The organism is Nonlabens sp. YIK11 (assembly GCF_001413925.1).
Lineage (GTDB): Bacteria > Bacteroidota > Bacteroidia > Flavobacteriales > Flavobacteriaceae > Nonlabens.
In genome coordinates, this window is sequence record NZ_LBMJ01000001.1 from 1,620,477 (window position 1) to 1,633,416 (window position 12,940).

The window sequence follows — 12,940 nt, forward strand, 5'->3', positions numbered from 1 at the left end:
CTTGCGGCAATGCTACCTTTACGCTTTAGATCCACAACCGTGCCCATTAATTTTTTAAACACACCTATTGATTACCTAAGCGGCGTAGGCCAGGCGCGTGCAGATCTATTGCGCAAGGAATTGGGTATTGAGACCTATGGTGATTTGGCGAATTTCTTTCCCAATCGGTATGTGGATCGCACACAGTTCTACAAGATCAATCAATTGGTACCCGACACGGCACAGGTACAGATTCTAGGTAAAGTGGTTTCTATTGCCACGGCTGGAGCTGGTAAAGCGACTAGGCTGGTAGCCACCTTTGCAGATGATACGGGTCGCATGGAACTGGTCTGGTTCAAGGGACAGAAATATTTTAGGGAAAATCTCAAGGTCAACGAGGTCTATGTGGTGTATGGTAAGGTCTCCAGATACGGCGCGATGTACAGTATGGCACATCCTGATATGGAGCTGGCCAAGGAATACAAATCCAGACAGCAAGCAGCCATGTCGCCCATTTACCCATCTACCGAAACACTCACCAAAAGACAGCTGACCAACAAATATTTCATTGGTTTGATGCGCAAACTGTTTTCTGAAATTAAAACAGCCTTTGTGGAGACGCTACCAGATGATGTGATGCGGGAACAGCAGCTCATCACCAAGAATGCTGCGATGCAGGAGATCCATTTCCCGTCCAGTGCCGCTGGTTTGCAGGCTGCTTTAAAGCGATTGAAGTTTGAGGAGCTTTTTTTTATACAGTTAGAGTTATTGCTTCAAAACCGAATCAGAAAAACGCAGATCAAAAGTTTTGCCTTTGAAAAAGTAGGAGACCATTTTAATAATTTCTATCAATACAATCTACCCTTTGAATTGACCGGTGCACAAAAACGAGTGGTCAAAGAAATACGTGCCGACATGGCGACTGGTGCACACATGAATCGATTGTTACAAGGAGATGTAGGTTCTGGTAAAACCATTGTCGCGGTGCTTACATGTTTATTAGCCATTGACAACGGCTTTCAAGCCTGCATCATGGCACCTACTGAAATCCTGGCACAACAGCACATGGCTGGAGTGTCAGAATTGTTGGCGCCTACAGGTTTAAAGGTGGCTTTGCTAACAGGATCTGTCAAGACCAAAGCACGCCGAGTTATTCACGAGGCTCTGGAAGATGGCAGTCTGGATATTCTTATTGGTACTCACGCGCTTATTGAACCTAAGGTCAAATTTCAAAACTTGGGCGTTGCCATTGTAGATGAGCAACACCGTTTTGGGGTCGCTCAAAGAGCCAAATTGTGGAAGAAAAACAAGCTGCCGCCACATGTTTTGGTCATGACGGCCACGCCTATACCACGAACGCTGGCCATGAGTTTATACGGCGATCTGGATATATCTGTGATTGATGAGTTGCCGCCAGGCCGTAAAGAAATCAAAACGGTGCACCGGTATGACAAGAATAGATTGGCAGTATTCAAATTCATTAGGGATGAGATCAAAAAAGGCCGGCAGATCTATATTGTATATCCGCTGATTCAAGAATCAGAAACGCTGGATTACAAAGACTTAATGGATGGCTATGAAAGCATCGTTAGGGAATTCCCATTACCAGACTATCAAGTGAGCATCGTTCATGGTCAAATGAAGCCTGAAGACAAGGATCATGAAATGCAACGCTTTGTAGAAGGCAAGACCCAAATCATGGTTGCTACCACAGTCATCGAGGTAGGCGTGAATGTGCCAAATGCGAGTGTGATGATTATTGAGAGTGCAGAGCGTTTTGGCCTGTCACAATTGCACCAGTTGCGTGGTAGGGTAGGACGTGGTGCAGACCAGAGTTACTGTATACTCATGACGAGCCATAAACTAAGTAGCGAGGCCAAAACCAGACTTCAGACCATGGTAGAAACCACCGACGGTTTCAAGATCGCAGAGGTCGATCTCAAGCTGCGCGGTCCTGGCGATATCATGGGAACCCGACAAAGTGGTGTGATGGAGTTGCGCATTGCAGATATTGTCAAGGATAATGAGCTTCTCGCCGTGGCTAGAAATGCTGCGATGAATTTTCTACAGGAAGATCCATCCATTGGCCTAGAAAAAAATATCAACGTACGACGCGTGATGAATTTTCTCCAAAACAAAAAGGGCTTGTGGAAGTATATCAGTTGATTATCCTGTCATGCTGAACTTGTTTCAGCATCGCCTTCAAATGTGTCATGCTGAATTTATTTCAGCATCTGATCGTAGGAAGTTCTGATGTTTGTCTGGAGTCGGATTTTTATGAAAGCATTTTCTAAAAAAAAGCTAGACCCTGAAATGAATTCAGGGTGACAAGTAATGACTTGAATGAACAAGACCCTGAAACGAGTTCAGGGTGACAATTGTGTGTTCTGTCATACTGGATTTATTTCAGCATCTGTCATAATATAGAATTTTAGCCCACAAAATATTATTTTAAATGCATGGCAAAACGATGGTTTCATAATTACACCGTGTACATTTTGACCAATAAAAAGAATGGTGTTCTATACATAGGAATAACTGGTGGCCTGGAAGATAGATTGCGAAGACATCAATTAGGTGAAGGATCTTACTTTACCAAGAAATATAAAGCACATAGATTGGTTTACTTTGAAGAGTTTCAGTTCGTGCATGATGCCATCGCGAGAGAAAAGCAGTTAAAAAACTGGCACCGACAGTGGAAAATTAATCTCATAGAATCCGAAAATCCTGATTGGAATGATCTCGCCGAGAATTGGAAATTATAGAGAGGTTTTATCTTTTTTCTATCTTTTTCAAAGTCCTGCTGAACGTGTTTCAGCAGCTATTGATAAATGTCATGCTGAATTTATTTCAGCATCTGATGGTGCGGAGGTTCTGGTGTTTGTTTGGAGTCGGATTTTATTTTAATCATTTTACACGAGATAACGAGACCCTGAAACTAGTTCAGGGTGACAGGAACACAAGAAATATCAAGACCCTGAAACGAGTTCAGGGTGACAGATGTTTGGTCTGTCATGCTGAATTTATTTCAGCATCTGATGGAGGGAAGTTTTGTTGTTTGTGTGTAGTCGGATTTTAATGAAAAGCATTTTCTAAAAAAAAAAGCTAGACCCTGAAATGAATTCAGGGTGACAAGTAATGACATGAATGAACAAGACCCTGAAACGAGTTCAGGGTGACAGCTGTGTGGCCTGTCATGCTACATTTGTTTCAGAAGCTGAGCTGGTCATGATATTGGAAAGGAAGAATGGTAGTGACGCTTTCGCGAAAGCGAAATTATCTAAGCATTAATCCATATCATCGTCTGCAATGGGAACGTAGGTCTTGTCGCTATCTGCGGTGAGGCGTCTTATTTCTGCCATTTCGGAATCGGTAAGCTCGCGGTAGTGTCCCACTGGAATGTCGAGCGGTACGTTCATGATGCGAACGCGTTTCAATTTTGTGACCCGATAGTCCAGAAACTCGCACATGCGGCGTATTTGACGGTTCAAGCCTTGGGTAAGGACAATGCGGAAGGTTTTCCTACCTATTTGCTCGACCTCACAGTCGCGGGTAACGGTGTCCAAAATAGGAATACCGCTGGACATGCGCTCAATGAATCGCGGGTTGATGCTATGGTCCACGGTGACGATATATTCTTTTTCGTGATTGTTGCGCGCGCGCAGGATCTTATTGACGATGTCGCCATCGTTAGTAAGAAAAATCAAGCCTTCACTGGGTTTGTCAAGCCTACCTATGGGAAATATGCGCGTGGGATAGTTGATGAAGTCGATGATGTTGTCCTTTTCCACACGTGTGTCTGTGGTACAGACGATGCCAACTGGTTTGTTAAATGCCAGATAGACGGGTTTTTCTTTTTTCTTGGAAATCAGTTTGCCGTCAACGGCGACGATGTCGTTTTCCATGACTTTGGTTCCCATTTCTGGTACGCTGCCATTGATTGTGACGCGTTCCTGCTCGATGAGTTTATCTGCAGCACGGCGTGAACAGTAGCCTTGCTCACTTAAAAATTTGTTGATTCTGATACCTGTTTCTGACATGTGACAAAGGTAATGAGTTTGGTCAAGGTTCACTTGTGTTGGGGAAAGCAGATTTTCAATTCCAAATTCCAAATTCCAAGTTCCAAGTTCCAAGTTCCAAGTTAAAGGTTCAAGTTCGAGTTCAAGTTTTGAAGATATATTGTGGTGTAATCGAGAATAAAAAAAGCTCCATCGGAAACTTACCGATGGAGCTTTTCTATTAAAGGGGAAATCAATTATGCCTTGCCGCCTAGCATCAGGAGCTCGCTGCAAACGACCTCAGTCGTGTAGCGGTTATTACCATCTTTATCTTCCCATTTGCGAGTGGTCAACTTTCCTTCAATGCCTACTTGATTGCCTTTGGTGATGTATTTCTCGACGATCTCGGCTGTTTTGTTCCAGGCAACAATGTTGTGCCATTGGGTATCGCTCACGGTCTCGCCTTGTTTGTTTTTGTACCTATCTGTAGTGGCGATAGAGAACTTGGCTATTTTCTTACCGTCTGTAAGGTTGATGATTTCTGGGTCTGCGCCTAGGTTACCGATCAATTGTACTTTGTTGTTTAAACTGCTCATAATAAATTAGTTTGTATGGATTAAAAATTTGTTTGTTGCCATTGCTGATTTGATGACGGTGCAAATATGTGGCGACTTCCTAATTCATAAATTATTTTAATCGGTTACTTTCGTTTATTGTCGTTTGCAAACGGATAAATGCGATAAGTTACTTTATATCAAAGGGGTTTATGTATTTAACAGGATTTGGCTAGTCGGACTGTTTAAAGAATTAAATTAATGTTGTAGTTTGATGATTGTATATAACGGCTAGTTGTGGTTAATTTGAAAAAAATATGAGTCAACAAAAAGAATATTACGGATTTAGCAAAAACGTAAATGATTATTACAATCATTATGTGACAGTCGCTGATGCCAAAGCAGGTGTGTTAATTGCTATTTCATTTGTTCTTTTTGACTTTTTAAAAGAATTTGAACATTGTACATCGTTTGAAAACTTTCTATTTTATTCAACCATTATTTTATTATCACTAACCTGTCTGTTTTCCATTTGCACAGTATTTCCTAGAAATCCAAGAAAGAAAAAAGGTTTGATATTCTGGGAAAATGTCAAGGAATTTGAAAATTCCAATGAATATTTTGATAAAGTAAAAGAATTAGACCAAGATAAAATTGAGAAAAAGTATTCGGTGCAAAATTACAGTTTGAGCAAATTGTTAAGTAGAAAATATTGGTTTATCAGAGCATCAATAATTGTTTTTATACCTTCATTAGTCTGTCTAATTACTTTATATATGATAAACACTTATGCCTAATTGGAATAAAGAATTTTGGGAATCTATAAAGCAACAATTTGATTTAAATATTGACGGACTTGATGATAGAGTTGATTCTGTAACTGACGGCAGAGTTACACCAGCGTTAGAAGATATTGCTATAGGTTCTGGTAGAAAAATGAGAGCCGTATGTCTATTCTTTGATATTAGAGGATTTACTAAACGGACTAGCTCTTCTGATTTAGAAAAATTAAAGGAAACGCTTTATATGCTCAATTGCGTTATTCCCACGGTAATGAAAATTATATATGATTTCAATGGTTATATAGAAAAAAATACAGGAGACGGAATTATGGCATTAATTGGTACTGATGATGATGACGAAACATCAGCCCTAAATGCACTTAAAGCATCTTTAACTATTTTTTATACTCTTAAACACCTCATAAACCCGCATTTGGAAAAAAAAGGAATTAAAAAAGTAGATGCTAGAATTGGAATAGATTTAGGTCAAATTCTTATTACCAGAATAGGTTTGCCAACTGGAACGAGTAAACATAAAAGAAATTTTTTAACAGCTGTTGGACCGACACCGAACATAGCATCTAAAATTCAAAATGCAGCTGGAACAAATGAAATTTGGGTTGGCGACCAAATTAAAAAAAAGGCACCTGAAAGCTACCAACAGCATTTTAAAATCAAATCAATCGAAGGTTGGAATTGGATTTATTCAGGAACAACAAATAAATATGACGTTTGGAAATTTCAAGCTGTCTGGTTGGACCCAAAAAACTAACCACAACAATCTATATAAAACATGGCTAATATGAGCTTTCCAAGAGGTTTTTGTGTATTTGCAGAGTCGCCAAACTTTTAAATTTGACGATTTTCCAAAAATGAAATAAATAGTAAAATTTAAAAATTCGGCTTGTGTATTATCCGAAAATTAATCGCCTTTTTTCAGCGCTACTTTTGATATACAAGACCGTTGCAAGTAATTATGAAAAACATTCTGCTGACATTAATAATTTTGACTTCAATGAGTTGTAAAAGTCAATCAAAATCTGAATTAAATTTAGAACAGCTAATTGAACGTGACAAAGCGGAGTTGATTAAAATAACGGAGTCGGAAAAATCTAAAGGAACTATTTCTGAACTGAATATTTTAGATTTAAAATTTGGACAATCGACTAAAGCTGTTGACTCAATTCTAAAACAAAAATCTGACTTTGAATCTATAAACGGAGATACGAATGAGTTTGAGAATTATGGAATAAACTGGGAATTAAACGCTGACTTTAAAATTCCAACAATTATCCGAACTGATTTTTACAAAGACAAACTATATGAATTGGAATTAGTGTTTTTGACTGACGAAAAAAACATTGAACTCGGATTTGAAAAGCTGACTGGATATTTAAGACAAAAATATGGAAATGAGCATTTGAAAGTTTACTCTATTCTGTCACAAACGAAAGAAAGTGGACCATTTACGTACTATTGGATTGAAAAAAACAGAAAAGTTATGGCTTACCGAATGCAGGAATACTGTTATTTAAGAATTACAGATTCTTCGGTGGATTATGATAAATTGACAAACATATTTGGAAACAAAAAATAACTACTTGCAACAACGTGTATAATTCATAGCTGGGTAGATGCCTAACCGAAAATGAACAGCTTATTTAAGCGCTACATATCGTAAATTAGACTTACCATCATTTATAAACCAAGTACCTTTTAAAACTAGATACGCCATGAAAACACTTCTTTTATCCATCTCGCTAATATTCTTGATTCAATTAGAGATAACAGCTCAAACAGAATTTGTTTTAGAACCGTCTCAAAGTATGATCATGACCGGTAAAGGTCCTGGTCAAGATGCTACGATCAATCCTTTTGTTGGTCAAGATTGCTATGCAATCATAGAAAATATAGGAGATATACCGTTTTCCATTAGAATACAGCAAGCTGGAGAAATCATCAAAGAAATACCCATTGAGAAAGGTGAACTTAAAAAAGTAAAGCTTTTAAAAGGTTACGAACTGTATTTAGATCCCAATCCAAAAGGAATCGCGAAAGCGAGTGTTGAGTATCAGAAATTGGAGGAATAATTAAAGTTTTAAACCCTTTGACCGCACATACAGGGAAATGTATCTTGTGAAACTTATGACTCCATCTGCATCTCTCGCATCATTCAGTAAGCACCGTTTACCGTTTATAGCACAGGAAAATCAATAGCCGCGTTCGCTAGAGACCGTGTTTTTCAAAGGATCTCCATTTTTCATTCTTCGGTAATTCTCCACGATCTGTGCTACCACCGTTGGCGGGTTGCTATTGCTAGCTACATGAGGTGTGATTAGAACTTTCGGGTGTTTCCAGAAAGCATGATCCTGCGGCAAAGGTTCTTTATTGAAAACATCTAGTGCAGCTCCAGCCAGGTGGCCGTTTTCTATACTTTCCAGCAAGTCTGTTTCAACTAGATGACCGCCGCGTGCGACATTGATTAAAAAAGCATTTTCAGGTAATTGCATGAAAAGTTCTTTATTCAGGATGCCAGTGGTTTTTTCTGTCAACGGTAGCAAACACACTAAAATCTGAGAAACATTCAAAAAGTCATCCAGTTCTGTTTCTCTGTAACTCTTGATGCCATCAACGTTTTTGGCTGTTTTTGACCATCCCGAAACTTGAAAGCCTACGCTTTTCAATTTCGCACCTACAGCTTGTCCCAAAGTACCAAAACCCAAGATACCTACATGAACATTCTCTACACGCAAATAGGGTTGCGGCTTCCACTCACGATCCTGCTGCGCATAGAAATGCAAGTTTTTGATATGGTTCAAGCATAAGCCTAGAACAAACTCCTGCATGTCGCCAGACAGCTTTTCATCCACGACACGTGTGAGCTGTACATTTTCAGGCAACGATGGATCTGCAAAAAGATGGTCCACACCAGCACCTAGAGAACCAATAACCTGCAAATGGTCATATCCCTTAAAACTACCTTCTGGAGCCTTCCACATCATGGCCATGGTCACCGCATCTGGATCGTGATCCATTTCAAGAGTCACGACTTCAAGGGATGCATCATATTCCTGGAATGCATCGATCCATGGTTGGTAATCCTTATCATTTCTAATCAATAAAATAGCCACGCTTCTTGGTTTTGGCGAACAATGTAAGCCAGAATTAGGGTACTTGCCACATCTTTAATATGGGTTTATCGTTTTAAGTGGTTATCGCTTTCGCGAAAGCGAACTCTACTCAGCCTTAAAACAAATGACCATCATATTCATAATTCACCAAATAATTTCATTGTAGTCTTTTAACATAATTTTAGTAATTTTAGGTACCAACCCAACTTCCATTGAACCTGAGATTAATTGCCTTATCGCTCTTTTTCTTTAGCATTTGTGGTGCACAATCACAGGTGATCGATACCGTTTACAAACCCGGTATGGATAAGCTTAACCTTTTGAGCACGCATCCTTTTGGTATTTTCATTTCCCGCATCTCGCAGAATTTTAAAAAAGAACCTGTGTCTGATGTAACGATGCGCGTACAGCAACAAAGTGGCAATGTATTCCAGCCAGAATTAAAGGCCTATTTGCCAGAAGACCCTTCTATACGAGAAGATTTTTCAAACACTACCTGGTTTTTTAGAATCTTTGATTTTCAGGATCAGGAAACTACACCAGCCCAGATCTTTCATTTTGAATTTGATGCCGTGCTTAAAGTATATCGGGTCGATCTGGAAATCCCTATCAATGCTAAAAGTGAGTTGCAGCTAGGCTTAAGAGGTTTTATTGCCGTTAAGGGCAATTATCCTTTTTCTTATTTCTCCAGCGATAGTTCCATTGAATGGTTCCATAGCAATGTGGCTGGTGGTGAGGACGCCTTCGGTCGTAGGTTCTATGGGCTTAATCAGGTGAATTTCGAATATACCGATGCTAGTGGTCGGGAACTTTCCATGCAGCATGGCGAGCTATTTCTAGGTGGTATGGAAGTCGCTTACCATTACTACCCAAAAATTGATTGGCTTGAAAAGCAACAGATTTACGCTAATCTAGCGCTGCACTCGGGTTGGAACATCACTCGATTTAATCGATCAGTAGATGCAGGAGTGAGCGCAAACCTTTTGAAAGAGTGGAACATGAAAAACGGGAATTTTTGGAAACTAGGATTAGGCGGCAGTGTGTTGAGAAGAAACCTGCTAGAATTTGACCAAAACGTAGATCTAGGCAACAACGCTTTTTTAGGGTCTAGCGAAATCATGGTGGAGTGGACAGATATCACAGATCGAGGGAATTACAACAGCATAGGATTAAATTATCAGGAACAGACCCGCTATCGTAAAAAGGCCGAGGAAGATTATTTCTATCTTGAAGGCGACTGGTCGAGTATTAATGCCGGTTGGCACAATGCCTATACCACATTGTTGGAAAGCTTGAGCAGCTGGACGTTTCACTACACACATGGTCGCGAGCGCATCCAGTATTTTGTGTATCTCAAAGAAGACCTTAAGGTCAACAATGCTCCAGATCTTGAAAGCGGAATAGGAGTGAGGTTTAAATTGTAGTCTTACAAGACTTAATATGTGTTATGCTTATGATAGTTACGCTTTCGCGAAAGCGTGATAATTACCTAGCAAAACGAATGTCAATCCAGTAAAATATTTCAAGATCCAATTTGCAAGTATTAAAATGCGGTTTGAATCTTTAAACTGAAACTGAAACTGAAACTGAAACTGAAACTGAAACTTAAAATTGAGATTTGGAATTTGGGCTTTGATATTTAAGCTAGCTTTCTACCACTGATAACCCAGCTGAAAAACAATAGGTACAGCCACACCATCGTTGCGCGGAAAAATATTACCGTTAGAATAGTGAATGATTTTGAGCTCTGCATTCCACTTGCGGTCTGCACCAAAGTAAGCACCGGCAGCTATAAAATCCTGGTAGGTGACTTTAGGTCCTGTTTCCACGCCGTCAATATCTTCTCTGGTAATAAAAGTAGGTCCTATGACGCTATAGGTTGCATAAGCATCAAATCCTTCTCTGCGCCAAAAAAAGAAGTTGATATGCGGATAGATAGATAGCGCACCGGTCCATTTTTTGTCAATGCTGTTCTCAAACGCGGTGATGCTGGCTCCATAGCCTAGGCTGAAAAATTTGTTGGATTTATAAACGGTTTTGGTGTAATTGGCCAGTACAGTGTTGGACGCCTTGGCATCTCCATACCAAAATATGGGAATTCCCAAACTCTCGGTACCACCAATTCTAGCATTCATGGAGAAAATCTTATTAGGAGCATAACCAATAAAATCATTCCCATAACCTAGCTGAAAGGTATGCGTTGGAAAAAATGGACGATCACCAGCATTCTCACCATTAGTTTTTGGTGCCAATTCGTTGAGATTGTACTGCACGCCTATGCTATAATTTTGAATCGACGGCTGGTTTTGTTGATCCTTTGGGATATGGACTGCGTGGGCAAGCAGTTCCCATTGATCTGATAATTTGTAGGTGATGCCTGCAGCCGCTAGAATAGAAAGGTACCTGTAATCTTCAACTCCAGTTTCTGTTCCTAGAGTAAAACCCTTGCGAGCAACAGTAGCAGGTCCAGCCTCTATAAAAACGCCCCAGCGATCGTTTAAATGAAAATCCTTTTTGGCAGTCAATGACCATACATTGGTCCATACCGTTTTACTTAGGTTGGTACCGTTGACCTTTTCATACTCAAACCAGCTGGCAGGCCGCAGTACACCATATTGAATGGCCCAATCTGGAGCAAATTCATAACCCAACAAGATCCTGCCAGAAAATCGGTTGGGATTGGTACCGTCATACGTAAAACCATCTTGAAGCTGCTCTTCATTAAAGTCGTTGAAGATCATGCCCAGATTGAACTGCACGTAAGTTTTGGACAAGAATGGATAGTCCTCACTGGACTGCTGTGCGCAACATAGGCTAGCTATTAAAAGCCATAGTAATAAAACTGTGTTTTTCAATGAGTTTATTTCCAGTGATCAAAAATAACTTTTAAAACCATAGATTGAAAATAGCACCATGCTTGGATAGTTGTTCGCTTTCGCGAAAGCGAACTCATTAAAAGGTATAAAAAAATCCCGACCATTGCTGATCGGGATCTTCCTTAAATGCGAGAGGTGGTTACACCTTTATTTTACTTGATTGACTACAGCTGCAAAAGCTTCTGGGTGATTCATTGCTAGGTCAGCAAGAACTTTACGATTCAACTCGATGTTGTTCTTTTTAACAGCTCCCATAAACTGTGAGTAGCTCATTCCGTGCATTCTTGCACCAGCGTTGATACGCGTGATCCATAATCTACGGAAGGTTCTTTTCTTGTTTCTTCTATCGCGGTAGGAGTAAGACATGGCTTTCTCTACTGCGTTTTTGGCTACTGTCCATACGTTTTTACGACGTCCAAAATAACCTTTTGCCTGCTTGAGGACTTTTTTTCTGCGGGCTCTTGAGGCCACTCTGTTTGTTGCTCTTGGCATAATTTAATTTTTTAGTAACAGGCGATTCAAAAATGAATTCTTGTAAGCCTAGAAACTGGGTTTGTAAATGAATTAATAAACCATCAAGGTTTACAGTACGGTCTTACTTAAGACGCAATTGTAACTTGATATTGTCTTCGTCAGACTTGTGCACAAGGGTATCGTGCGTCAAGGCTAGTTTACGTTTCTTGCTCTTTTTAGTCAGGATGTGACTTTTAAAAGCGTGTTTTCTTTTGATCTTTCCTGTACCGGTAAGCTTGAAACGCTTTTTGGCACTGGATTTTGTTTTCATCTTAGGCATAAGTTCCTTTTTTAAATTCTCGCATCCTTAAAATTGAAATTGTGATTTTCAAAACGCTATTCTCAACTACCGCTCGAATTAGCTTTAAGAACCCCGTCAATTTTAAGGACTGCAAAAGTATTGTTTTATTTCTATTTAGCTCAATGATCACGCAACAAAATTGCCATATCCAGAGATATTTGTCATGAAAATAAAAAGACTGTACCAAACTGGAACAGTCTTTTCTCTATTTTCTCTCAGCCTAGTGATCTATACACTAGAAAAACGTTTTTATTTCTTCTTAGGAGCTAAGAACATGTTCATACGCTTACCTTCCATTTTAGGCATCTGTTCCACTTTACCCAATTCTTCTAGATCTTGGGCGAGTCTCAATAAAAGTATCTCTCCTTGATCCTTGTAAATGATAGAACGACCTTTAAAGAATACGTACGCTTTTAATTTGGCACCTTCCTTAAGAAATTTCTCGGCATGATTCTTTTTAAACTCATAATCATGATCATCTGTGTTAGGACCGAAACGGATTTCCTTAATGACCACTTTAGAAGCGTTTGCCTTCATGGCTTTCTCGCGCTTCTTTTGTTCATAGACAAACTTTTTGTAGTCCATGATCTTTGCCACTGGTGGATCAGCATTAGGAGAGATCTCTACAAGATCCATTTCCATTTCCTGAGCTTTTGCTAGGGCATCTCGAGTGTCGATAATTTGGGGTTCGACACCTTCTCCTACCAGTCGTAGTTTGCGTGCACGTATTTTTTCATTGATCGCGTGCTTGTCTTCTTTGATAATCCGCGCTGGTCCGCGGCTTCTGCGTCTTCTTATTGCTATGG

At 39.7% G+C, this 12,940-nt stretch carries 15 protein-coding genes; 8 read left to right on the forward strand and 7 right to left on the reverse strand.

The genetic code is table 11. The annotated features are described in order from the left end of the window. The first annotated feature begins 9 nt into the window (after nucleotides 1-9). The 3 genes from recG to AAU57_RS15005 all read left to right on the forward strand — a co-directional run bounded on the left by recG (nucleotide 10) and on the right by AAU57_RS15005 (nucleotide 3,270). The gene (recG, locus tag AAU57_RS07320) at nucleotides 10-2,145 is read left to right on the forward strand and encodes an ATP-dependent DNA helicase RecG (RefSeq protein ID WP_055412282.1); all 2,136 of its coding nucleotides are present in this window, start codon (nucleotides 10-12) and stop codon (nucleotides 2,143-2,145) included. Between the two features lie 293 nt (nucleotides 2,146-2,438). Next, complete coding sequence (locus AAU57_RS07325; RefSeq protein ID WP_055412283.1) at nucleotides 2,439-2,744, forward strand: GIY-YIG nuclease family protein; 306 nt, start codon at nucleotides 2,439-2,441, stop codon at nucleotides 2,742-2,744. Between the two features lie 382 nt (nucleotides 2,745-3,126). Continuing rightward, nucleotides 3,127-3,270 (forward strand): hypothetical protein, encoded by a 144-nt coding sequence (locus AAU57_RS15005; RefSeq protein WP_156340040.1) that lies wholly within the window; start codon nucleotides 3,127-3,129, stop codon nucleotides 3,268-3,270. On the opposite strand, the gene rluF is transcribed toward AAU57_RS15005, so the two are convergent. Continuing rightward, entirely contained in the window at nucleotides 3,267-4,019 is a 753-nt protein-coding gene (gene rluF, locus AAU57_RS07330) for a 23S rRNA pseudouridine(2604) synthase RluF (protein ID WP_055412284.1), read from the reverse strand. The two genes, AAU57_RS15005 and rluF, sit on opposite strands and share 4 nt — an antisense overlap. Nucleotides 4,020-4,234: 215 nt before the next feature. After that, on the reverse strand, nucleotides 4,235-4,573 hold the full coding sequence (locus tag AAU57_RS07335; RefSeq protein ID WP_055412285.1) for a single-stranded DNA-binding protein: 339 nt from the start codon (nucleotides 4,571-4,573) through the stop codon (nucleotides 4,235-4,237). A 275-nt stretch (nucleotides 4,574-4,848) separates the two neighbouring features. On the opposite strand from AAU57_RS07335, the gene AAU57_RS07340 reads away from it, so the two are divergent. From AAU57_RS07340 to AAU57_RS07355, 4 genes are all read left to right on the forward strand, one after another. Next, on the forward strand, nucleotides 4,849-5,328 hold the full coding sequence (locus AAU57_RS07340) for a Pycsar system effector family protein (RefSeq protein WP_055412286.1): 480 nt from the start codon (nucleotides 4,849-4,851) through the stop codon (nucleotides 5,326-5,328). Continuing rightward, nucleotides 5,321-6,085, forward strand: a complete 765-nt coding sequence (locus AAU57_RS07345) for an adenylate/guanylate cyclase domain-containing protein (RefSeq protein WP_055412287.1) — start codon at nucleotides 5,321-5,323, stop codon at nucleotides 6,083-6,085. Before AAU57_RS07340 ends, AAU57_RS07345 begins: the two co-directional genes overlap by 8 nt. Nucleotides 6,086-6,289: 204 nt before the next feature. Continuing rightward, a complete protein-coding gene (locus AAU57_RS07350) occupies nucleotides 6,290-6,910 on the forward strand; it encodes a hypothetical protein (protein ID WP_156340042.1) in 621 nt (206 codons plus the stop codon). A gap of 136 nt (nucleotides 6,911-7,046) precedes the next feature. After that, nucleotides 7,047-7,403, forward strand: coding sequence for a hypothetical protein (locus tag AAU57_RS07355; protein WP_055412289.1), 357 nt, complete (start codon nucleotides 7,047-7,049; stop codon nucleotides 7,401-7,403). A 120-nt stretch (nucleotides 7,404-7,523) separates the two neighbouring features. Here AAU57_RS07355 and AAU57_RS07360 read toward each other — a convergent pair whose 3' ends face one another. Next, nucleotides 7,524-8,444 carry a 2-hydroxyacid dehydrogenase gene (locus AAU57_RS07360; RefSeq protein ID WP_055412290.1) on the reverse strand — a complete coding sequence of 307 codons (921 nt, stop codon included), beginning with the start codon at nucleotides 8,442-8,444 and terminating at the stop codon, nucleotides 7,524-7,526. A gap of 212 nt (nucleotides 8,445-8,656) precedes the next feature. Between AAU57_RS07360 and AAU57_RS07365 the strand changes: the two genes are divergently transcribed. Then, on the forward strand, nucleotides 8,657-9,868 hold the full coding sequence (locus tag AAU57_RS07365; RefSeq protein WP_055412291.1) for a hypothetical protein: 1,212 nt from the start codon (nucleotides 8,657-8,659) through the stop codon (nucleotides 9,866-9,868). Between the two features lie 228 nt (nucleotides 9,869-10,096). Here the strand turns inward: AAU57_RS07365 and AAU57_RS07370 are convergent, their stop codons facing one another. The 4 genes from AAU57_RS07370 to infC form a co-directional block, all read right to left on the reverse strand. Then, nucleotides 10,097-11,299 (reverse strand): acyloxyacyl hydrolase, encoded by a 1,203-nt coding sequence (locus AAU57_RS07370; RefSeq protein WP_055412292.1) that lies wholly within the window; start codon nucleotides 11,297-11,299, stop codon nucleotides 10,097-10,099. A 168-nt stretch (nucleotides 11,300-11,467) separates the two neighbouring features. Next, a complete protein-coding gene (gene rplT, locus AAU57_RS07375) occupies nucleotides 11,468-11,812 on the reverse strand; it encodes a 50S ribosomal protein L20 (RefSeq protein ID WP_055412293.1) in 345 nt (114 codons plus the stop codon). A 103-nt stretch (nucleotides 11,813-11,915) separates the two neighbouring features. Then, complete coding sequence (gene rpmI / locus AAU57_RS07380) at nucleotides 11,916-12,113, reverse strand: 50S ribosomal protein L35 (RefSeq protein ID WP_055412294.1); 198 nt, start codon at nucleotides 12,111-12,113, stop codon at nucleotides 11,916-11,918. Between the two features lie 270 nt (nucleotides 12,114-12,383). Continuing rightward, nucleotides 12,384-12,896 carry a translation initiation factor IF-3 gene (infC, locus tag AAU57_RS07385; protein ID WP_262491894.1) on the reverse strand — a complete coding sequence of 171 codons (513 nt, stop codon included), beginning with the start codon at nucleotides 12,894-12,896 and terminating at the stop codon, nucleotides 12,384-12,386. Between the last annotated feature and the right edge of the window lie 44 nt (nucleotides 12,897-12,940).